This window comes from Candidatus Methylomirabilis sp. (assembly GCF_028716865.1).
GTDB lineage: Bacteria > Methylomirabilota > Methylomirabilia > Methylomirabilales > Methylomirabilaceae > Methylomirabilis.
In genome coordinates, this window is sequence record NZ_JAQUOY010000011.1 from 1 (window position 1) to 21,930 (window position 21,930).

Below are 21,930 nucleotides of genomic sequence, written 5' to 3' on the forward strand. Positions count from 1 at the left end.
GAAACCGTCCCTGACGAAGAAGGCCTCGCTCTCCACCCCTTCGGCGTTATAGAAGATCCGTCCGTCGGTGAGCACGCCATCGACGTCCATGATAAGCAGACGGATCGCCTTCGCCTTTTCCTGGAGCCTGCGGTCGATAGACATAGACATCCTTCCCATTACAGCCTGTCGCGATTCATCACCAGCACAAAGTCTCGTTGGCGGTATGAATGGTCCGCGAGACGCTTGAGCGGGAGGTTGCCTCGCTGCTCAAGCGCCTCGAAGCTGCTTTTGCTCAGGAGACCGAAGATCTGCCGCTCAACCGTAAAAGCAGCGTAGACCTCATCGGGTGTCTGGAGTTCCGGCACCGGAGATGGTCGATCGAGATAGTAGAGGATATCCTCGCCTAACGACCGGCCCGGGTGAAAAATTACCAGGGGGGAGTCGCCCACAACCGCGCGAACCTGCTCGGCAATGACCTTTGCAGATTCATATCTGGCGAGCGTGGGATAAAAGTATTGAACAAGACCGATGGTCATCACGATGGCGACCGCCGCCACGCTCGAAAAGATGGCCCACGGTTGGCTCCTGCAGGCGGTATAGAGGACACCGATGCACCCGATGCCTAGAAGCAGCGCAAGGGGGATAGGCCAGACATCATGGGGCATGAGGAAACGCAATTGGATGAGCCGTGGCCCGACAAACAGGCCCAGCACGCCGACCAGACCCAGGAGGAAGGCTGCGACCCTGAGCAGACGAGCTTCCATCGGTTGCAAGGTATCGGCATACCGAAAGAGATGATCCCAGTATCGGGCCATCAGCAGGGCGAACGACGGGATGAGATACACAAGAAACCGCTCAGCCTTCCCTGCCGGCAGGCTCAAGAGTACGAAAAAGCCGATAGACCAGACGCGGAGCAGCAGGTCCGCTTCGTCACGATAACGGGAGCGAGACCTCACGAGGGTAAGAACCGCACAAGGGAGAAAGAGGCTCCAGGGAAAGAACACCGCAAAAATCATCACGAGATAGAAAAACGGTGAGTTTGGCGCGTGGACAACGCGGGTCAGATTCTGGTCGACAAAAAAGTGCCGGTTAAACTCACCGCCTAACCCCAGATAATAGGGCACGGTGACAAGCAGAAAGACCGCTACACCGCCCAGAAGGAACGGAATCTCTGCAAGCACCTTGACTCGCCGCGTGAGCGCCAAAAAGGTAAATGCCGCGCCTGCCGGCAGCAGGAGACCTACCGGACCCTTGAGCATCGTTGCCACGGCCATCGACAGAAAGGCGAAACAGAGAGCGCCGAGCCGACGTCCGCCTCTCCGGTACGCCAGATAGAAGGCCACGAACGCAAGATTCATCCAGAACGCCAGCTCGACATCGAATCTGGCCTGATGGGCATGCCAGACAGCGGACAGCGTGGTAGTCGTGATGAGCGCCGCGATCACGCCCAGCCGCCGGTCGAACAGCAGTTTCCCGCTGACGTACACCAGGAACACCAGCCCGATCCCGAAGGTCGCTGATGGAAATCGAACGGCAAACTCACTCGACCCCCACAGCGCGAAGGAAAGCGCCATAAGCCAGAAATGCAGCGGGGGTTTATTGACGTAGGGACGCCCCTCGTAGACAAGCTGCAGCCAGTCCCCGGTCCGGACCATTCTTCGCGCAATGGCCGCGTACATCCCCTCGTCACCTCTCAGCGGCACACCCAGATACGAGTAGTAGACGACAAGCCCCCAAATGAACAGGAGAGTCAGGACCAGCCACTCCTTTTCCAGCGCCCCTCTCGTCATACCACCCCAGCCCTCAGGAGGTCGTGCAGATGGATGACCCCCTCCGGTCTCCCTTCGGGATCCACGATCAGCAAAGAGGTGATCGCGTACCGCTCCATGATCTCCAGCGCCCTGGTCGCGAGGGCGTCCTTGTCGATGGTCTTGGGGTGCGACGTCATACAATCCCTGACCTGCCGCTGCAACAGATCGATCCCGTCCTGGAGTACCCGCCGCAGGTCGCCATCGGTAATGATCCCGGTGAGGACCCCGGCCTCGTCCACCACAGCGGTCATCCCGAACTGCTTTCGCGAAATCTCGGCCAGCGCGTCACGCATGAGCGCACCCTGAGCGATAACGGGAAGTCGCTCACCAATATGCATGAGGTCCTGCACTCGCCAGAACAGCCGCCGCCCCAAGTTGCCGGCCGGATGCAGGAGCGCAAAGTCCGCCTCGGTGAAGCCGCGCTGCTCGAGCAGGACCACGGCAAGCGCATCGCCCATTGCCAGGGCTGCGGTAGTACTGGCGGTTGGAGCCAATGCCAGCGGGCAGGCTTCTTTCGCGACGCTTACATCGATCGCGACGTCGCTCTGCCTGGCAAGGGTGGAAGCGGAATCGCCGACCAGCGCGATCAGCGCGAGGCCGAGCCGTTTGATTGCGGGGAGCAAGCCGACAAGTTCATCCGTCTCGCCGCTGTTCGAGACCGCGATCACGACATCGCCGCGAACCAGCATCCCAAGGTCGCCATGCCCCCCCTCGGCGGGGTGGAGGAAGAATGCGGGGGTTCCGGTGCTGGCCAGGGTGGAGGCAATCTTCTGAGCAATCGAGCCGGACTTGCCCATGCCGGTCAGCACGACCCGGCCCCGGCAATCCCGGAGGATCTCGACGGCCCGGTCGAACCGCTCATCAAGCTTCGGGATCAAGGCCAGGATTGCCTCGGCCTCGATCTGCAGCACGTGTCGCCCTCGATCGACGATCATGGGATCTCGATCCGCTTTGGCGGCCGTCCGAGCATCCGCTCCACGACGGGAATCACCTCGTCAAGCGCGATCAACCGCATACAGTTCTGTTCCCCCCGCCGGCACCCGCCAGGAAAGCAGGGCCGGCAATCAATTCCCTTGTAGAGCGTGGCATGGCCCTGACCGGCCGGCCCCCAGATCCTCGGGTCGGCAGGACCAAACAGGCCGACCACCGGCGTCCCCATCGCCGCCGCGATATGCATCGGTCCGTTATCGTTTCCGACAAAGAGAGCGGCCTGTCGAAGCAGCCCGGCCAGTTCCAGGAGCGTCAGGCGCCCGGCCAACGAACGGCAGCCGGTTTCCACCTGGCCGAGGATCGCCTCCGTGATCTCCTGATCTGCAACTGAACCAAGCAGCACCGCTTTGACGCCGAGTTTCCCCTGAATATAGTCTATAAGGGCCGCGAATCGAGCGGCGGGCCAGCTCTTAAACCACCACCGGGCGCCTGGGTGCACCGCCACGAAGCGCTCGCCGGGCGCGATCTTGAGCGCGGTAAGCGCTTCGCCGGCGGCCGACTCATCGGCCGGCCTCACCTTGAGTACAGGCAGCGTAGGAGCAACCGGAATCCCCAGCGCCTCCAGAGCCATCAGATGCTGGCGGATCATCGGCATCGGCTGCTCCTGCATCGGGACCAGATGCGTGTACAGCCGCCCGCGCCAGCGACCCTCCCGATTGAAGCCGACCCTGATCGCGGCGCCGGTGAGCCGGCTCAGGATCGCCGCTCGATCACCGTCGGTCAGGTCGAGCACGAGGTCGAAGCGGCGCCGACGCAGCGCGGCGGCAAACCCGAGCTGGCGCAGCGGCGATCCTGCCCGCTCCGCGATCAACACCTCGTCGAGATGAGGATTGGTGGCGATCATCGCCTCGGTCCCAGGATTGACCAGCATCGAGAGGTGGGCCTTGGGAAAGACCGCCCTGAGCCCAGCCAGGACCGGCGTACTGAGCAGCACGTCCCCCAGGTATCGGAGCTTGATCACCAATATCCGCTCCGGTGCAACTATGCCAGGGGTCGGCATCACCGACCTCCCACCCGGTGATATGCCTGCAGCGTCTTGCGCGCGGTTCCCTCCCACGAAAATCGCTTTGCGCGTTCGAACCCGCGCGCTCGAAGCATTGCGGCCAGCGTCTGGTCCTCCAGAACAGTGTTCATCGCGTCAGCCATGGCCTCAGCGTCCAGGGGATCCACCTGGAGCGCCGCCTCTCCGACAACCTCGGGGAGCGAGGATGTGTTCGAGGTAATGGTGGGGGTTCCGCACGCCATCGCCTCCAGGGGCGGCAACCCGAACCCCTCATAGAGCGAAGGATAGACAAACAGGTCGGCGTAGGAATAGAGGCGTCGGACCTCCTCCGGAGGAAGATAGCCCGGCATGACGACCTCCTCATCCAGACCCGAGCTCCTGACGACATCAGCAATCTCCTGAATTCCCTGTCCGGGAGCGCCAACGAGCACGAGACAGTGAGAGCGCCGTATGTGCGTCAGCCGACCAAAGGCCTGCACCAGTGTGGGGACATTTTTGCGCGGCTCGAGCGTCCCCACGAACAGTACATACCTGTCCTTGCGCAAGGCATACCGACGACAAAGCGCCTCGCGACCCCCCGCAACATGCTCGGGGTAGTAGTCGTCGCCTACGCCTTGATTGATGATCTCAATCTTCTCGCGGGACACGCCCATCATATCACTCACGTCTTGCGCTGCGTGCTCGGACGGAACCACAACAAGGGTGGCTCGATGTACGGTGCGCCTGGTCTTCTTTGATGCCAGGCGGGCTCCCCAACGCCGCGGCGCGATACCGGGCATGCGTTCGGCCGCCAAGTCATGAATCGAGACGATGCTCCCACATCTGCCGATGCCCCGAAGCCGATAGCTCGTCCCATGGTAGACATCCAACTCGTCAAGCCGGCTCCTCACCCGCAGCAGAAGTTTTGGAGCGGACACCACGCGAACATTTCTGCCCCATTCCGTCGGGGTCTTCGATTCGCCCCACATACCGGTGCGGTACAGCACAAACTCATCCTCGGGGGCCAAGCGCACCATGTGCGTGATGAGATTGGCCACATATTGACCAATCCCGGCCTGCCGTATGAACATCGGATTCGCGTCAATGCCGATACGCACAGCACGTTCTCGCTCGTTGCAAGCGCCCGCAGATCAGCCGAGCACACCATAGAAAACGCGACGGGATCCCACAGGCTTTACATTGCCCATCACGCACTCAACTGAGTGGAAAGCGGCTTTCTCTCTGCAAGATCGACGGCAACAATAAGCAGCCCTGTCAGTGTTGCGAAAAGAAGGGCCACTTGGTGGCCCAGCAACTGGTCGATGATTCCACCACCGAGGATCACGAGAAAAGATCCTGTCGCCGCCCACCACAGCGCCCTGGCCAAGTCACACGCCACCCGGCGCCGGATAGTCACGAGAAAATGTGCGTAGGCTCCGATCAGGGCCAACAGCGCCAGAAGACCGAGGCCGCCGAGTTCGGCGGCAACATGCACCAGCAGATTATGGGCTTGGCCGAACTCCTCAGGTATGTCGTATTTTTCCCGACTGGGCCGAAAACACTTTGGCCCGACCCCGAGGAACGGATGATCCTGCGCCATACGCAAGGCACGCTTCCAGACGGGAATTCTGTCCAGGAAGCTTGTATCCTGCCAGGGCGCCATCAGGCTGATCACCCGCTGCTTGATCAGCACATCCGATTTTACGGCTACAAAGGCCACGGCCACAAAGAAGGCGAGCAACATGATAGGCCACTTCCAGACCCGTCCCATTGCACTGAGGATTCCCAGGTTGAGCCCTGTAATGAGCCACATCGATCTGGTGTGGGTAAACACAAGGGCGACGGCGGACAGGACCATGACAACCCCGATGCATAGTCGCCAGCGAACATCGAATCGAATATGGATCAACAAGGCTGCCATAGCAACAAGCGCCATGGCAAGGAAGGCGGCGGTAAAAGACAGTCCAGGAACGCTCAGGCGCACCGCTGTGGTGGGAACCAGAAAATATCTGTATATCCCAGCAACATCGCCGATTCCGGTGGCAACTATCATGGTCAGCATGACCGACCTGACCTGAGATTCCGAATTGAGCGAATTCACGATCAAGAGGAAGAAGAAGCTGTAGATAAATATATCGGTGATTCCTCTAGCGACATTCAGGGCGCCGCAGGCATTCAGCACATCCCACCGCATGGCGCTCATGAAGGAGACCCCCAATAGCCCGAAGAAGAACCACCCCAAGGTGGGGATCCTCATGTCGAAGCGTCGGCGCCCAACCGCTCTCAGCGCCCACATGCCAAGCGCAGACGCGAACCCGATATTCTTTGCGGATTCTGAGATCGGCATAAAAAACACCGTGAAAAGAATGGACAGGCGCAGACCCTGTTCGGCGAACCGTATGAATTGTTCGCGATCTGTCGTCATCATCCGGCTATGCCACCCTGACAGCAAGATTCGATCGGTATTGCGCGATTTTCGTCGGTCATGTCCACCCACGCCTTTCGAATTTCTCCGGCAGCCGACTCAGCAGTTGATCATATAGACTACTCAGGATCCTCATCTGCGAATCCGGGCCGAAGACGGTCTCGATCCGCTCCCGGCCCTGTTGCCCCATGCGAGCGCGCCGCTCCGGATCTTTCAGGAGTTCTACAAGCGCGTTGGCCATCGCGTCAGAGTCTCTAGGAGGCACCAACAGGCCGGTCCGCCCGTCTTCCACGATCTCGGATGGGCCATCCACTCTCGTTGCCACCACCGGCTTCCCGCAGGCCATCGCCTCCAGCAGCACGATCCCGAACCCCTCATCGACAGAAGCCAGAACGAACAGGTCCATGGCATCAAGGTAAGGAATTACATCTTCCTGGAATCCGGCAAACCACACCCTGCCGTCCAGACCGAGAGATACTCCTAACCGCTCTAATCCCTCCTGCAAGCCGCGCTCATCGGCCCCTACAATGAGACAGGCCAGGTCATTGATGTCCTGCCTTGCCTTGGCCATCGCCCGAATGAGGACATCGTAGCCCTTTTTGGGGGCGATATTCGCCACGCTCCCGATCACAAGGGTCTCCGGAGAAATGCCGCGCTCCGCCCTGATGCTCCGACCGTCTCCGGATGCCTTGGCCCTCTCAGGATCAATACCGCTATAGACGGTGACCACCTTCTCCGCCGGTATCCCGCCTTGGATGGCTTTCCCCCGCACACCCTCCGACACGGCGATCAGGAGATCGGCCCAATGCAGGCATAGCTTCCTGAATTTGTTCGGCACCATTTCGCTGCGCATGTGGGCCACACAGGGGATCCCAATGAGGCGGCAGGCCATAGAAGCGATGGCAGCATCGTCGGCATCGTTGACGTGGACAAGGGCGATCTCCCTTGCGCGAAGCAGTCGCCAAAGTCTCAGGACTGCAAACGGAAGAAAAGGAATCGACTTCCCCTTCCTGAGCGGGGGGAGCGGAAGAGAGATCGTCTCCACCCCAAGGCGACGAAATCTGGTCATGGGCTCATCCCCGCACGAGAGGAGGATCGTGGCCGTATAGCGCGTTGGATCAAGTCGCGCCACGACATTGAGGAGGTCTACCAGCGCCCCGCCGTAGTTCTCACCGAGCGACCGATAAATGTAGAGAATCCGCTTCGGGCGAACCATCCCCTACCCGGAACACCTTAGGCGCCTGCCCAGTTCCCAGGCCTTCACATAGCGGGTGAAGGTATGGAAGCTGCAAAGGACTGCAAAGACCAATCCGTGGAGGCCATCCCGAAATCCCTGCTTGAGCAGGTACACCTTCAAGCAGGCGATCATGGGCCTGAAGGTGACATCCGACCAACCGATCCGGGCGCACCGCGCCATGATCTCCCGAGCCTTGATCTGCGTCTCCGCATCGATCTTCCTGAGGCGCTGATGGATGCTCCGACCGGTAAAGTGGTCGATCGGGTTCTGCAACGTGCCGCTCGCCCCGCCGACAATCGGTGTATCCAGCGTTGTCTCATCATACCGGATGAAGCCCCGCTTGAAGAGGCGCCACTGAAGATCCGGAAACGCCCCGCCCCAGCGCAGCCACCGGCCGAAGAAAAAGTTCTTCCGAGGGACCTGGTAGGCCACCACCCCCTCGCGGTCCGCTCGCGTGATACACGCGAGAATCTCATCTCTGACCGCCGGCGTCACCCGCTCGTCGGCATCCAGGATCAAGACCCACTGTCCGCCGGTCCGTTCGAGGCCGAAGTTGCGCTGGGCGGGAAACCCGGGCCAGGGATTCAGGTAGACCTTGTCGGTAAATCGTCGGCTCATCTCCACCGTGCGATCTTCGCTCACGGCGTCCACCACGACGATCTCATCAGCCCAACTCACGCTCTCCAGACATTGTTGGATATTTTCCTCTTCGTTCAGCGTGATGACGAGAGCCGAAACCCCGACTGTCCGTTCATCCTGTCCTGGAGGAGGTGTAACCGCCGGCGCACTGTGTCGATCGAGCAGCCGTTCCTGTCGACTTTCGGTTCCCTGACCCGACTCAGTGCGGAGCCCCAACTCCCAGATCTTGGCATATTTGATGAAATTGAAATAGGAAGCGCCGACTGCGGCAATCAATCCATGCATCCCATCGAGAAAGCCTCGCTTGAACAGGTAAAGCTGCACGAACTTCACGAGTGCGCGTAACAGCAGTTCCGAGCCGGTCACCGAACCGGACTGACGGCCCCTCGTCACCTGCTGCTCCGCCGAGATCCCCGTATACCAGTCCTGTTTCCTCAGATACTGCGAGAACTCTTGATAGGTGAGATGAACCAGGTCCCTGTCGATACAGCCGACGGAGCCCTCTGCGATGACAAAGTAGGCATGGGGATTCAGACCGCCGAACCGCCCTTTGCGTCGGTCAAACAGGCGAAGGACCCGATCGGGGTACCACCCCCCATGCCGCATCCACCATCCCAGGAAATAGTTTCTGCGAGCGATCCGGTACCCATCGTAACGGGGCGCCGCAAGCTCGCGTTCGATGGCCTGACGAAGCTCCTCCGATACCCGTTCATCGGCGTCGATATTCAAGATCCAATCATGCGTAGCCAGCGAGACAGCAAAATCCTTCTGCTCGATGAATCCGATCCATGGGTGAATAAAGATCTTATCGGTGTAGCCTCGGCAGATTTCCAGGGTACGATCCGAGCTGCCCGAGTCCACCACTATGATCTCCTTCGCCCACGTCAAGCTTTCCAAACACGTTTGGATATTCTTTTCCTCATTGTAGGTGATAACAATGACGCTGAGATCGGCCATTGCTGCCTCAGGCCCGAGCAAGCTGCGTGTTGTACAGCCGACAATAGACCCCACCAAGCGCCATGAGTTCCGGGTGCGTCCCTTGCTCGACACAGCATCCGCCGTCCAGCACCAGGATCTTGTCGGCCCGTATGACGGTGGAAAGCCGATGCGCAATCACGAAGGTCGTCCGATTCTGCATCAGCCGATCCAACGCCTCCTGGACCAGTCGCTCCGATTCCGCATCCAGGGCCGAGGTCGCCTCGTCCAGGATGAGGATGGGCGGGTTCTTCAGTATAGCCCTGGCGATGGCGATCCGCTGCTTCTCGCCGCCGGACAGACGTACCCCACGCTCGCCGATCCTGGTCTCGTATCGATTCGGGAGCGCGTCGATAAACTCCTCGGCATTGGCGATCCTGGCTGCCTCCACGACCTTGCTTGGAGCCACGTCACGCTGTCCGTAGGCGATATTGTTCAAGATGGTATCATCGAACAGGATCGTCTCCTGGGTGACGATCCCCATCTGCTCCCGCAGCGACGGGAGCGTCACCCGCGTAATATCGATCCCATCGATCCTGATACAGCCGCCTGTGGGATCGTAGAATCGGGGAATAAGATTGACGAGGGTCGTTTTGCCGGCCCCGCTGCTGCCGACGATCGCCACGATCTCACCCAGCTTGGCCCGGCAACTGACCGTGCGCAGCACGATCCGATCGGGCTCGTAGGCGAATGAGACGTTGTGGAACTCGAGCCCCTCCTGCATTCTCGGAAGCGTCGTGGCGTCCGGTTGCTCCACCACATCGGGGCGCTCATCCATCAGCTCGAAGACGCGGGCTACTCCCGCCATGCCGCGCTGGATGTTGTTGTTGATCTGGCTGATCCGCTTCACGGGCTGATAGAGGGATGCCAGGGCTCCGAGGAAGGCCATGAACGCCCCCGGTGTGAGGCTTTTGGAAAAGACCAGATAACCCCCGACCCAGACGGCCACCACGATGCCGATCGAACCAAGGATCTCCAATACGGGCGAGGTGAGCGCATCGACCCGCGTGATCCGCAAAAGAGCCCTGAAGACCTGATCGCTCGCCTCCCAGTATCGCTGTTTCTCATACTCCTCCATACTGAAGCCCTTGACGATCCTGATACCGGAGACGGTCTCATGCAAGATCGTGTTCAACTCAGCTCGTCGCTCCTGGACTTGAGTCCCCCTTCGGCGGATCTTCTGCCCGAATTTCACGATGGGAATAAGGGTCACAGGGAGAACCAGGAGCGACAGGAGGGCAAGCTGCCACTTGATGAGAAAGAGGACGGCAAGCAACGCAATGATGTTCAGCGGCTCTTTCAGAGCGTTGCGGAAGAGCTCGGTCGATGCGTCCCCCAGGGCTTCCACGTCGGAGCTGAGACGGGACATGATCTCCCCTGTTGAACGGCGGCTGAAGAACGCCAGCGACAGTGTCTGCAGATGGGCGTACAGCTCATTACGGATATCCCGCTGAATCCCTTCAGCCACGTACCGCATTTGCAACTGCTGGAGATACGTGAGCACGCCTTTGGCCAGAAACACCAGGAAAAGGGCCGCGCCGATAAAGGTCAGGGTGCTGATCCGATGAGTCTGCAGGAATATCTGAAACTGGACCAGCCGCTGGCCCAGCAGGGCCCTGATCGGGTCCGGGAGGCTAATCCCCGATCCGCTACCCTCAGCAGCGAAGAGACCGTCGAAGATCGGCTGGAGTGAGCCGATGGAGACCGCATTGAGGATGGCGATGAGGACCAGATAGACGAGGGCAAGGATAATCCGTACCCGGTAGGGAACGGCGTACCGGAGCACGCGAAGGAACTGCTGCAAAGGGGTGTGCATACTCGAAGAACGGCCTTCAGCTATCAGCGGTCAGCCTTCAGCGTCTGAACGGATGGCTGGTTCACATACGGCGCCACTGCACGCTGAACCTCCAGCAACTGGCTCAGAAGTCCTGGAAGCGCGTCGAGCCGGAGCATGTTGGGGCCGTCGCTGGGCGCATTGGCAGGGTCGGGATGGACCTCCATGAAGAGTCCGTCAACCCCTGCAGCCACGGCGGCTCGCGCAATGAAGGGGATGAATTGGGGCTGACCTCCCGAGGCATTACCCGCACCGCCAGGCAGTTGCATGCTGTGCGTGACATCGAACAGAACGGGGTAGCCGAAACTGCGCATGACCGGGAGTGAGCGGATGTCTACCACCAAGTTGTTGTAGCCGAAGCTTGTTCCACGCTCTGTCAGCACGATCGCTTCTGAGCCGGCAGATCGGAGCTTCTCGACGATATGACCGGCATCCCATGGCGACAGAAATTGTCCCTTCTTGACATTGACCGGCTTACCGGATCTCGCAGCAGCCAGCAGGAGGTCGGTTTGGCGGCATAAGAAGGCGGGGATCTGCAGAATATCCAACACCTCCGCCGCGGCAGATACCTGATTGACGTCGTGGACATCGGAGATAACAGGAACGCCCAGCTTTGCCTTCACACGCTCCAGAATGCGAAGCCCCTCCTCCAGGCCTGGGCCGCGAAATGAATGACCTGACGAACGATTGGCCTTATCGTAAGAGGCCTTGAGGATGAGGGGAACCCGGCAAGCTTCGCATACCACCTTGATCGCCTCACCGGTTCTGAGCAGGTGCTCCTCGCTCTCGATGACGCATGGACCGGCCACCAGAAGAAGCGGCGCTCCGCCGCCAAGCGTGAGTTCGCCGATCCGCACCTGTTTAGTCAGCGTCGCCTCTCCTGATGTCGCAACGAAGCTTTAATGAATTCACGGAACAGCGGGTGAGGGCGCCTGGGACGTGACTTGAACTCGGGGTGGAATTGACCGCCAACAAACCACGGGTGATCCGGAAGCTCGATCATCTCCACCAGCATATTGTCCGGTGAAAATCCGGACAACCGCATTCCGTGACGCTCCAGGTTGTCCCGGTAGTCGTTGTTGACCTCATAACGATGGCGGTGGCGTTCGCTGATTTCAGTGGTCCCGTAGACTTGGTGAGCAACAGACGGCACAACGATACGGCACGGGTATGTTCCCAGTCGCATGGTCCCTCCCAAGCTGGTAATCCCACGCTGCTCAGGCATGAGATCAATGACCGGGTGAGGGGAGTTCGGATCGAACTCGCGGCTATTGGCGCCCTGCAGGCCGCACACATGCCTGGCAAATTCGATGACGGCACACTGCATCCCCAGGCAGATCCCGAAGAACGGAATTCGCTCTTCGCGAGCAAAGGCGATGGCCGCCACCTTCCCCTCAACCCCCCGATTTCCAAAGCCCCCCGGAACTAGGATGCCTGCAACATCGTGCAGATGCGCCTTTGGGCCGTCACGCGCCACCATCTCCGCATCCACCGCCTTGATATGGACCTGACAGTCGTTGGCGATACCGCCGTGAATGATGGCCTCAGTCAAGCTTTTATACGAGTCTTTCAACTCAAGGTATTTTCCGATGACCGCGATCGTCACGCCGGCCGTGGATTCCTTCACCTTCCGAACGAGGGCCTCCCATTCCGTCAGATCGACCTCGGTCTGTGGCAGGCCGAGCATCTGGACAATGATCCCATCCAGCCCCTCACTGTGCAGGACCAACGGCACTTCGTAGATGCTGCTCACATCCTTCGCGGTGATGACCGCCTTTTCAGAGACGTTGCAGAAAAGCGCGACCTTGGCCTTCAGCTCCTTGGGGAGGATCCGGTCCGTCCGGCACAGCAGAATATCCGGCTGAATCCCGATCTGGAGCAGTTCCTTCACGCTATGCTGGGTCGGCTTCGACTTCAGTTCGCCGGCCGGCGCAATGTACGGCACCAACGTCAGGTGGATATACAGCACGTTCTCTCGCCCGACATCGCCCCTGAACTGCCGGATCGCCTCGAGGAACGGGAGGCTCTCGATGTCGCCGACCGTCCCGCCGACCTCAACGATCACCACATCCACACCCACCGCCACCCGATGGATCGCGCGCTTGATTTCATCGGTGATATGAGGAATGACCTGAACCGTAGCGCCCAGGTAGTCCCCTCGCCGCTCCTTGGTGATGACCGAATGATAGATTTGTCCCGTGGTGACATTGTTGGCCTTGGTCATGACATGGTCGGTAAACCGCTCGTAATGGCCCAGGTCAAGATCGGTTTCAGCGCCATCATCGGTGACAAACACCTCCCCGTGCTGAAAGGGGTTCATGGTCCCGGGATCCACATTGATATAGGGGTCACATTTCAGTATGGTGACCTTGAAGCCGCGACTTTCCAGCAAACAGCCGATGGAGGCGGAGGCTAAACCCTTACCGAGCGATGACAGAACCCCACCCGTCACAAAGATAAACTTTGTCGCCATCAATTTCCCCTTAACCCCTAGCCCCTGTCTTTCAACGCGTCCAACAGCTCTTCCCGACTGATGGTTGCCGTCCCAGCCCTCCCCACCACGGCACCAGCCGCATGATTGGCGATGACGGCCGCCTCTCGCAGGGAGGCTCCCGATGCCATAGCCAAGGCAAGGGCAGCCAAGACGGTATCCCCCGCCCCCGTGACATCGTAGACTTCCTTCGCGACCGCCGGGATATGGGTCACCCGCCCATCCTCAAAGAGCGACATCCCCTCCTCTCCCCGCGTCACCAATATGGCCTTGACCTCAAGTTTCCGGAGCAGCTCTCTTCCTGCAACGGCAAGGAGATCCTGTTGTCCCCATGCTGGAAGACGGGCAAAGGCCAAGGCCTCGTGATGGTTGGGGGTGATCACCGTAGCCCCCTTGTACAGGGGAAAGTGATGCACTTTCGGATCGACGACAATGATTTTCTGGGAACGTCGCGCGAGGGAAAGGATCTGCCGGGCGATCCGCCTGCTGATCACTCCCTTGGCATAATCCGAGATGAGCACGGCATCCGCATCAGCAAGCCGCTTTGTTGCCAGCTCGAGTACCTGATCCGCTGCCTCCTTCGAGAGGTCAGACATGCTCTCCCGATCGAATCGGACGATCTGTTGGCTCCCCGCCACCACTCGGGTCTTGATGGTGGTCGGGCGCGCGCGGTCTACCACCACACCATCGCTTTTTATCCCGGCAGCTTCGATCTGATGAATCAGGCGTTCTCCCGGCAGATCGTTGCCGACGACCCCTACCAGGATCACCCGTCCGCCCAAAGATCGGATGTTGGCGGCGACATTACCCGCTCCCCCCAGACGGAAGCTTTCGGCCTTCACCTCCACCACCGGGACCGGGGCCTCCGGGGAAAGCCTTGATACGCTCCCCCAAATATACTCGTCCACCATAATATCTCCGAGGACGAGGAGCTGCTTCTTGGGAAAACGAGCCAAAATCTGTTGATACCGAATAACCACACCCCCTGAAGAAGTCTTCATGACGAATGCGTATTGTCCGTCAGATTAGCCGAAATTATGGGAAAATTCAACGACTTTCCTTTACGCAATGGAATACCTTCTCCCGATAAAACGCCACACTTCGTGAGATTCCCTCCTCAAGGAAAATAGTCGGCTCCCAGCCTAACTCTGCCTTGGCTAGAGAGGCGTCTAGGCAGATCCTGTCGATCTCTCCAGACCGTTTGGATGCCAGAATCGGCTCCACCGTGGCCCCCACCGCCTTGCGTACCAGTTCAAAGATCTGCCGGTCGCTTACCTCGCGCCCCAGACCCACATTATAGCTTCGGCCTGAGGTCCGCTTCTCCGCCATCGCTAAAAGGTTCGCCCTCACAACGTCATCAACGTAGACGTAATCTCGGGTCTTGGTGCCGTCGCCGAAAATCGTCGGACGCTCACCGGCGAGCATCTGGCGGCTGAAGATCGCCACGACACCGGCCTCCCCTTCGGGATTCTGCCGAGGACCATAGACATTGGCGTACCGCAGGATCGTGTAGTCCAACCCGGACCCATCAAAGAGGCGCAGGTACTGCTCTACGGCATACTTGCTCACCCCGTACACAGATGCCGGACGGATCGGGTGGATCTCGTCAACCGGAAGCCGCTGGGGTTCGCCATATACTGCTCCCCCAGACGAGATGTTAATGAATTTCTTTACCTTGTAGGCAAGGGAGAGTTCGACCAGATGGAGCGATCCCACAATGTTCACCGAGGCGTCGAACGACGGTTCACTCATCGACCGACGCAGGTTGCCCTGGGCCGCGTGATGGTTGACCACGTCCGGGCGCTCGACGCGAAAAACCTCCTCCAGCGCCTGACGGTCACGAATATCCACCCGGTAAAAGCGCGCCGAAGGATGGACCTGCTCTTGTTTGCCCATCGAGAGATCGTCTGCTACGGCAACGTCATGGCCCTCTGTCACCAAGGCGTCCACAACATGCGATCCGATAAAACCGGCCCCACCTGTTACGAGAATTTTCATGCCTCTCCCCTATGAAACAGGGTGAAGGGTGTGGGGTGTCGGGTATTTCTTCTTTTACCCTATACCCTAAACCCTATACCCTGGCTCCTCACATGGCATTCTTATGGATGAACCCTCTCCAAAGACTCAGCCAGAGAATCCTCAAATCGAAGAACAATGACCAGTTATCAATATAGAACAGGTCGCACTCGATCCGCTTCTCGATCGAGGTATCGCCCCTCCACCCATTAACCTGGGCCCATCCGGTAATGCCCGCCTTCACTTTATGTCGGAGCATATACCGAGGGACCTGTTTCCGAAACTCCTCAATAAAGACCGGGCGTTCCGGGCGTGGGCCAACGAGGCTCATCTCCCCTTTCAGCACATTAAACAGTTGCGGCAACTCATCCAGCGAGGTCCGACGGAGCAATGTACCGATCACCGTTCGACGCTCATCACCGCGCGCGGCCCAGATCGGGCCGGTATCCTCTTCAGCGTCGGTCCGCATCGATCGGAACTTCAACATCTGGAAGATTCTGCCGTCCAGGCCCATCCGTTCCTGACGGTAGAGAACCGGACCGGTAGAGGTCAACTTGATGATAGCCGCAAGAAAGAGCAGTAACGGCCAGGTAATCAGGAGGGCCGCGCTTGAGAGCATGAGGTCCATCGCTCTTTTGCTGACCAGGCTCCAGCCGTACGTGGGCGAGTCCTGCAGGCTGATAAGAGGAAGACCGTCGAACTCCTCTACCCCTCCACGCAAGGTCATGTACTGGTAGAGGTCCGGCACAACGTTGATGTCGGCTATACCGTCCTCCAGACTTCGAAGGATCCCTTCCATTCGTCCGTAGGCTTCCAGCGGAATGGCGATGAACACCCTATCGATCGACAACTCGTTCGCCATCTCCCCTGCCTGTTCGTAGGTACCCAGAGCCGTCAACCCCTCCACCTGTTTCCCCACCATTCGAGGATCGCCGACCAGCAGCCCCATGACACGAAGGCCGAGTTCCGGACATGCATGGATCCTCTCGACGATCTTGTGCGCCAGCGCCCCTTCTCCGACAATCAGGATATGGCGGAGATTATACCCGCTGCGCCTCATAAAACGCAGGACTTCGCGGAAGGAACTCCTGACCAAGCTGACCGACAGGATACTGAACACCCAGAAGTAGAGGATCACGACTCGCGAGACTTCGAACGGCTTCAAAAAGAAGGTCGCCGCAACGAGGATCAAGACCGCGATGGTACAGGCCTTGGCAATATCCCTCACTTCAGCGAGGCGTGAGGAGATTCGCTTGGGGCGGTACAACCCGAAGGCCTTAAAGACAACACCCCAGACGATGGCGATGAGACCAAGCAGGAGGAGGTATGGGCGAACGTCAGGGATGCCGCGGTAGACAGGAACCAGGCCCCAATAAAAGCGGAGATAGTACGAGCCGAGCCAACCAACGCTGATGACCAGCAGGTCGGCAAGAAGCATGAGGCTTTCGATAAACTGGCTGTGGCGTTTCAGCATAGCCGTCGGCGCCCTGCGCGCTTCCATTCCTCGAAGCGTTCACCAATATAGTTCGCGATCCGCTTTTCGAAAATCGAGCGATCGAAGGTAAGGGCATGCGTGCGAAGCGCCTCCGGATCGAACCGATCGGCTGACTGCTCGAACAGGTCGATGGCCTGAATCAACGCCTCGACGGTTTGCTCGTCAAAGAAAACACCGGTGGGAGGTCGAGGTTCAGGGTTGAAGGCTGAAGGCTGAAGGCTGAAGGTATGGTGTGGCTCTGAACATTGAACGTCGAACATTGAACGATCCAATGGGATGACGGTTTCCGTCACGCCGCCCTTCCCATACGCGATCACCGGCCTCCCACAGGCCATGGCCTCCACCGGGAGAATCCCGAAATCCTCCTCACCTGGAAAGACGAGCGCGTGACAGCGGCTCAGAAGGTCGGCAACCTCGCTGTCCGGACGCCACCCCAAAAATTCGATTGTGGGACCGGCCATGTGTCGCAGTCGTCGGCTCTCCTGGCCTTCACCCACAATCACCAGGCGTCGCCCCAGGCGGTTAAAGGCCTCGATTGCCAGATCGATCCGCTTATAGGGGGCGAAGGCTCCGGCCACCAGATAATAGTCGTCCGTTCGTTCGGCAATGTGAAAGCGCGTGGTCTCAACCGGAGGATAGATGACCGCAGCCTCCCGACCGTAGTGGCGTCGGATTCGATCCGCTACATGTTGAGAGATAGCGACAAAGTGATCGACCCTGGTGTTGACCCCGATATCCCATCGTCGCAAGCGTTCGGCGATCGCGCGCAGCATGAGTCTCGATACCGGACCCATCCGACCAGAACCTATATAGGCATCCTGCATGTCCCAGATGTAACGCATGGGGGTGTACAGATACGCGATATGAAGCGCGTCCGGTGGGGGCTTGACCCCCTTGGCCACACAGTGGCTACTCGATAGGATCAGATCGTACCTATCGAGCGTGAGTCGCTCGATGGCCCACGGGAAGAGGGGCAGATAGTAGCGATAGCAGCCGGCAGCAAAGGGCAGCGACTGGATAGCCGATGTCCTGATCCGCCGTTCCTCGATGGTCTTCGATACGCTTCCCTTCACATGCAGCAGAGTGAAAATATCCGCTCCAGGGAAAAGCTCGCAGAGCGTCTCCAGACATCGTTCCCCCCCCCGCATCCCGGTCAGCCAATCGTGAATCAGCGCAACCCTTGCCTCAGTCAGCATCGCCATCTCAACCGGTGGAGATCGCCCGACTCATAGACCTAGATGAACCAGCGGCCCATTCTTTCCGCAGAGGAGCGGCAGCGTCCCATAATAATCCCACGCTTGTAGCGAGCGCCGGGCACATATTTCTTCAGATCCAATACGGCCTTTAAGAGGGCAGGTTCCACGAGGAAGACATAGGCCATCGCGCGTATCCCCAACCAGAGGATCGGCAAGCAATCCCGTCGCAGTAAAGCCGGAAGTTCATTTTTGATCATCATCAAGGAATGGTTTTTGAAGGAATGATACTTTCGGAGCCACGGGACGCGCCGACGGTCATCTCGACGCTTCCACCCCCGCAGGTGATAAGCGATTGCTGCGGGGTGATACCGCGAACTCCAGCCAAGCAACTGAGCCCGCCAGCAGGTATCTACGTCCTCCTTATAGGCAAAAAAATCCTCATCGAAATACTCTCCATCAATCTGAATATCATCAAGCATCGACCGTCGATAGAGGACCGCCGCCCCGCAGATGCTGAAGACCTCCTCGGGTCTGTCATACTGGCCGACATCACACTCACCATGTCCCCTATCGATGACCCGTCGACTCCGAAAGATCAGGTGGCCTGTGCTGTCAAGTATTCGTGGTGCGTCACCACACGGCCCACCGACGGCCTGGGAGTCGCCCAGAAGGAGCTTACCGCCCACAGAGCCCACGCCCGGTGCTGAGACCATGACCCCTACCAATTCCTCCAGGTGTCGAGGCCCCAGTACGACATCAGGATTGAGGAGCATCACGTGATCATACCCGTCCGCTTCCCTAACGATGCGATTCGCGCCACCGCTGTACCCAAGATTGTCCTGCATCGCGAGAATCTGCACCTCAGGGTAGGCGCTGCCGATGGGTCCGATCTCATTGGCGCGACTCTGGTTATCGAGCAGTATAATCCGATCGGCTCTCAGACTCTGCCGCTTCACGCTATCCAGGCAGACCGGCAGATGGCGGTAGTCACCGTAATTGATAATCCCAACCGCCACGCGCGGATCTATCACGATGAGCTTCTCCCCGATGCCCGATCTTTCAGATAGGCCTCCAGCGCATCGCGCCACTGCCGTAAATCGTCAAGACCAAGCGATCGCAGGTTCGCGTTATCCAGGACGGAATAGGCCGGGCGGGTGGCGCGGGCACCATACACCGCACTGGTGGTCTCGGTGAGGCGGGACCGCACACCCGATAACTCCAAGACCGCTTGGGCGAATTGGTACCAGGAGCACTCCCCGTTGTTAGTAATGTGGTATAGCCCGTAGGCGTCTGTCTCCACCAATTGGCGGACTTTGTGCGCCAACTCCTTGGCACTTGTAGGGGTGACGGTCTGGTCTCCCACGACTTGAATCTCGCGCCCATCCGCTGCCAGTCGGAGCATCGTCTCGACAAAATTCCCTGCCTTGCTCCGACTGCCAGCCATTCCGTACAGCCCGCAGGTTCGGATGAGGTAATGTCTCTTCAGGACAGCCTGGACGAAGTATTCGCCGGCCAATTTCGAGGTGGCGTATACGTTCAGCGGCCCAGATCGATCAACTTCCCGATAAGGGCTGCGCTGCCTGCCGTCAAAGGCATAATCGGTACTGAAGTGGACAAGCGTCGCCCCGATCTCCTCGGCGGCGATCGCAAGATCCCTCATCGCAATTGCGTTCTCGGCAAATGCGCGCTCAGGGAAGTCTTCGCACTCATCGACCCGATGATAGGCGGCGGTGTTCAGAATCAGGCTTGGTCGGTGCTTGGTGAGGGTGTCCCTAACCTGTATCGGGTTTGTCAGTTCGAACCCGGCATGGGTCAGCGGTACCAGATCACAATCGTTGAACGCCTTCCGCAGCTCGCTCCCCAACTGTCCGTTGGCGCCGATCAAGAGAGTACGCATCACTTTTTGGTCATAGCTCGAAAGTCTGTCTCCCTTAGTCGCTAATCAGACTTGAGCTCCCCAGCAGAATGTAACCAGAATATTGGAAATCGATGGCGGGAAATACGCTCTCATATAAATCGTGTCCATAGTGAGTTGCGTGCGCGACGTTTGATTCTGCGCGCCTGAAGGAATGTACGTAGAGACCATCTGAAAATGGGAGCGGTCTCCGGGTGAACCATAAGCCCTGGAACCCATCCAACTTCCGTCAGGAAGCTATCCAGTTGCTGCCGATGGCGTTTTGACAAGAAGGCGAACAGGAGACCTTGCGCGCGCGACGACTGACGTTTATCGGAAAAACGTCCTACACCGAATATCTCATTATGGTTCAACTCAAAGTAGGCCGTAGATAGGAATGATGGAGGTTTTTGAATGAGCGTTCCCCATATCTCCATGGCGAGCGGTCGGATCTCGGCGGACGTAAAGGCATGCGTCCGAGCAAAGTCCGACCAGTACGCGATGGAATCGATGACGCCGGCCTGAAAATGCCGGATGTACGAATCATGCACCTGATTCTCCGCAGGATCAGTGAGGCGCACAACCCTCACGCCGGTCCCGGAGACCTCATAGCGCTCTACGCCCCCGTGAGGAGAATTGCACAGCATCTCGACAGGAGCAACAAAATCCAGCAAATCGGCATAATCCGATTGTGCTTCGTTCAGATTCGGCCCAAAGGCATTCTTCACGGCATTGGATGGTTGGTCGTTCAAATAGCGAAGTAAACCCAGATAATAACCGTATAGTTGAACCGTCGGCATTGCATAGGCCAGGTTATCCTGGATGGTTCCACGCCACCCTATATCAACAATACCGGCTTTAGTATGCTGCCCAGGAAGTCCAACTGAAGCAAGATATGATAATAAGTCGGATTTCTTTTTAGAAAGCTCGCGCTCAATTTCTTGTCGTACCCAATCGTCTCTGAATAATGCCTGAACTCGCGGATCTTGCCACGGATAGGTGATATCCTGATCGATATCTATGCCGTACGATGTCGCCTTATCCACAAATTGTAAAGGATCAATGTCCAGGGATGCCAGGAGGGCACTCATAGATTGTACGCTATACTGATTCCAGATTCGCATCAGCTCAGTCGACGTAAATGAACGAAGCGATCCTGCAAATGTTGAGATCCTGCTGACCTCAAGTAGCGTGCCTTCTGGCACAGAACATCCAAGGATACGGCACTCAGCCGCACGCCTATAGAGTTCGAGAAAGAATTCTCCTTCACGAGTCAGAAAGAAGAGCCTGTCCACTTTCTCGGTCACCGCACATTCCATCAGATACAGGATAAAACCAAAAAACCACAGGGAGGACTCGCGACCAAGCGCATAGAACCGGGCCGGCAACGAACCATCCTGGTCGTATTGAGAATCGCGAGCATCGCGCAACGAATGGACGGCCTGCTGCAGAACGTTCCCTCTGGCACGGAAACTATCCTCGCGCATCAGACGCTGTCGATGCTCGTTCTCCGGCATGTAGTGCGCAACAGCAATGCCGATCCGTTTCGGCGATTCGACATCCGCCCAGGCATGATCCCCCACGTGGATGTGTCTGTCCGGAGTAATCCCGAGGCTCTCATGGAGGTAACGAAACAGCCTGCCGGATTTCTTATTAAGTTTGATGTCGCATGAGACAACACCATCCGGAGCTATTCCATCCATACGATGGAATGAAAGAAGCTCCCTTACCATCTCGACCGGCAGGTAAAAATCACTGACAAAAAGGGTCTTGCGAGCGCGAATATTGGCAAGCACATCGGCGATCGATGGATCGGCGTATGAAACATACTGCTCCTGCTCCAGCTCTACTTGTCCCAGCGCGCTGCAAAGGCGTGAGATCTCTTCAGGACCAAAAGTCATCTTGAAGCCGGCCAGATAGAGCCATCGCTCATACACCTCAAGGTGGCGATACTCATCATCAC

General features: G+C 58.4%; 17 protein-coding genes. All 17 read right to left on the reverse strand.

The genetic code is table 11. The annotated features are described in order from the left end of the window. Positions 1-158: 158 nt before the first annotated feature. The 17 genes from PHV01_RS05890 to PHV01_RS05970 all read right to left on the reverse strand — a co-directional run bounded on the left by PHV01_RS05890 (position 159) and on the right by PHV01_RS05970 (position 21,904). Positions 159-1,772 (reverse strand): glycosyltransferase family 39 protein, encoded by a 1,614-nt coding sequence (locus PHV01_RS05890; protein WP_337290224.1) that lies wholly within the window; start codon positions 1,770-1,772, stop codon positions 159-161. Further along, on the reverse strand, positions 1,769-2,728 hold the full coding sequence (locus tag PHV01_RS05895; protein ID WP_337290225.1) for a KpsF/GutQ family sugar-phosphate isomerase: 960 nt from the start codon (positions 2,726-2,728) through the stop codon (positions 1,769-1,771). Before PHV01_RS05895 ends, PHV01_RS05890 begins: the two co-directional genes overlap by 4 nt. Next, positions 2,725-3,783 carry a putative lipopolysaccharide heptosyltransferase III gene (gene rfaQ / locus PHV01_RS05900; RefSeq protein ID WP_337290226.1) on the reverse strand — a complete coding sequence of 353 codons (1,059 nt, stop codon included), beginning with the start codon at positions 3,781-3,783 and terminating at the stop codon, positions 2,725-2,727. The genes PHV01_RS05895 and rfaQ overlap by 4 nt, the downstream gene beginning before the upstream one ends. Continuing rightward, positions 3,783-4,856, reverse strand: coding sequence for a glycosyltransferase family 1 protein (locus PHV01_RS05905; protein WP_337290227.1), 1,074 nt, complete (start codon positions 4,854-4,856; stop codon positions 3,783-3,785). The genes rfaQ and PHV01_RS05905 overlap by 1 nt, the downstream gene beginning before the upstream one ends. Before the next feature lie 116 nt (positions 4,857-4,972). Beyond that, the gene (locus PHV01_RS05910) at positions 4,973-6,193 is read right to left on the reverse strand and encodes an O-antigen ligase family protein (protein ID WP_337290228.1); all 1,221 of its coding nucleotides are present in this window, start codon (positions 6,191-6,193) and stop codon (positions 4,973-4,975) included. A 55-nt stretch (positions 6,194-6,248) separates the two neighbouring features. After that, complete coding sequence (locus PHV01_RS05915; protein ID WP_337290229.1) at positions 6,249-7,406, reverse strand: glycosyltransferase family 4 protein; 1,158 nt, start codon at positions 7,404-7,406, stop codon at positions 6,249-6,251. Positions 7,407-7,409: 3 nt separating this feature from the next. Next, the gene (locus PHV01_RS05920; protein WP_337290230.1) at positions 7,410-9,023 is read right to left on the reverse strand and encodes a glycosyltransferase family 2 protein; all 1,614 of its coding nucleotides are present in this window, start codon (positions 9,021-9,023) and stop codon (positions 7,410-7,412) included. A 7-nt stretch (positions 9,024-9,030) separates the two neighbouring features. Next, on the reverse strand, positions 9,031-10,857 hold the full coding sequence (locus PHV01_RS05925; protein WP_337290231.1) for an ABC transporter ATP-binding protein: 1,827 nt from the start codon (positions 10,855-10,857) through the stop codon (positions 9,031-9,033). 23 nt (positions 10,858-10,880) lie between these two features. Continuing rightward, the gene (kdsA, locus tag PHV01_RS05930) at positions 10,881-11,744 is read right to left on the reverse strand and encodes a 3-deoxy-8-phosphooctulonate synthase (RefSeq protein ID WP_337290285.1); all 864 of its coding nucleotides are present in this window, start codon (positions 11,742-11,744) and stop codon (positions 10,881-10,883) included. Beyond that, complete coding sequence (locus PHV01_RS05935) at positions 11,741-13,348, reverse strand: CTP synthase (protein WP_337290232.1); 1,608 nt, start codon at positions 13,346-13,348, stop codon at positions 11,741-11,743. The genes kdsA and PHV01_RS05935 overlap by 4 nt, the downstream gene beginning before the upstream one ends. Before the next feature lie 17 nt (positions 13,349-13,365). Then, the gene (rfaE1, locus tag PHV01_RS05940; RefSeq protein WP_337290233.1) at positions 13,366-14,346 is read right to left on the reverse strand and encodes a D-glycero-beta-D-manno-heptose-7-phosphate kinase; all 981 of its coding nucleotides are present in this window, start codon (positions 14,344-14,346) and stop codon (positions 13,366-13,368) included. Between the two features lie 67 nt (positions 14,347-14,413). Then, a complete protein-coding gene (locus PHV01_RS05945) occupies positions 14,414-15,364 on the reverse strand; it encodes an NAD-dependent epimerase/dehydratase family protein (RefSeq protein ID WP_337290234.1) in 951 nt (316 codons plus the stop codon). 88 nt (positions 15,365-15,452) lie between these two features. Beyond that, a complete protein-coding gene (locus tag PHV01_RS05950) occupies positions 15,453-16,883 on the reverse strand; it encodes an undecaprenyl-phosphate glucose phosphotransferase (protein WP_337290235.1) in 1,431 nt (476 codons plus the stop codon). Beyond that, entirely contained in the window at positions 16,850-18,073 is a 1,224-nt protein-coding gene (locus PHV01_RS05955) for a glycosyltransferase (protein WP_337290236.1), read from the reverse strand. The genes PHV01_RS05950 and PHV01_RS05955 overlap by 34 nt, the downstream gene beginning before the upstream one ends. Positions 18,074-18,111: 38 nt before the next feature. Then, on the reverse strand, positions 18,112-19,104 hold the full coding sequence (locus tag PHV01_RS05960) for a glycosyltransferase family 2 protein (RefSeq protein ID WP_337290237.1): 993 nt from the start codon (positions 19,102-19,104) through the stop codon (positions 18,112-18,114). Then, the gene (rfbD, locus tag PHV01_RS05965) at positions 19,101-19,970 is read right to left on the reverse strand and encodes a dTDP-4-dehydrorhamnose reductase (protein WP_337290238.1); all 870 of its coding nucleotides are present in this window, start codon (positions 19,968-19,970) and stop codon (positions 19,101-19,103) included. Before rfbD ends, PHV01_RS05960 begins: the two co-directional genes overlap by 4 nt. A 110-nt stretch (positions 19,971-20,080) precedes the next feature. Then, a complete protein-coding gene (locus PHV01_RS05970) occupies positions 20,081-21,904 on the reverse strand; it encodes an HAD family hydrolase (RefSeq protein WP_337290239.1) in 1,824 nt (607 codons plus the stop codon). Between the last annotated feature and the right edge of the window lie 26 nt (positions 21,905-21,930).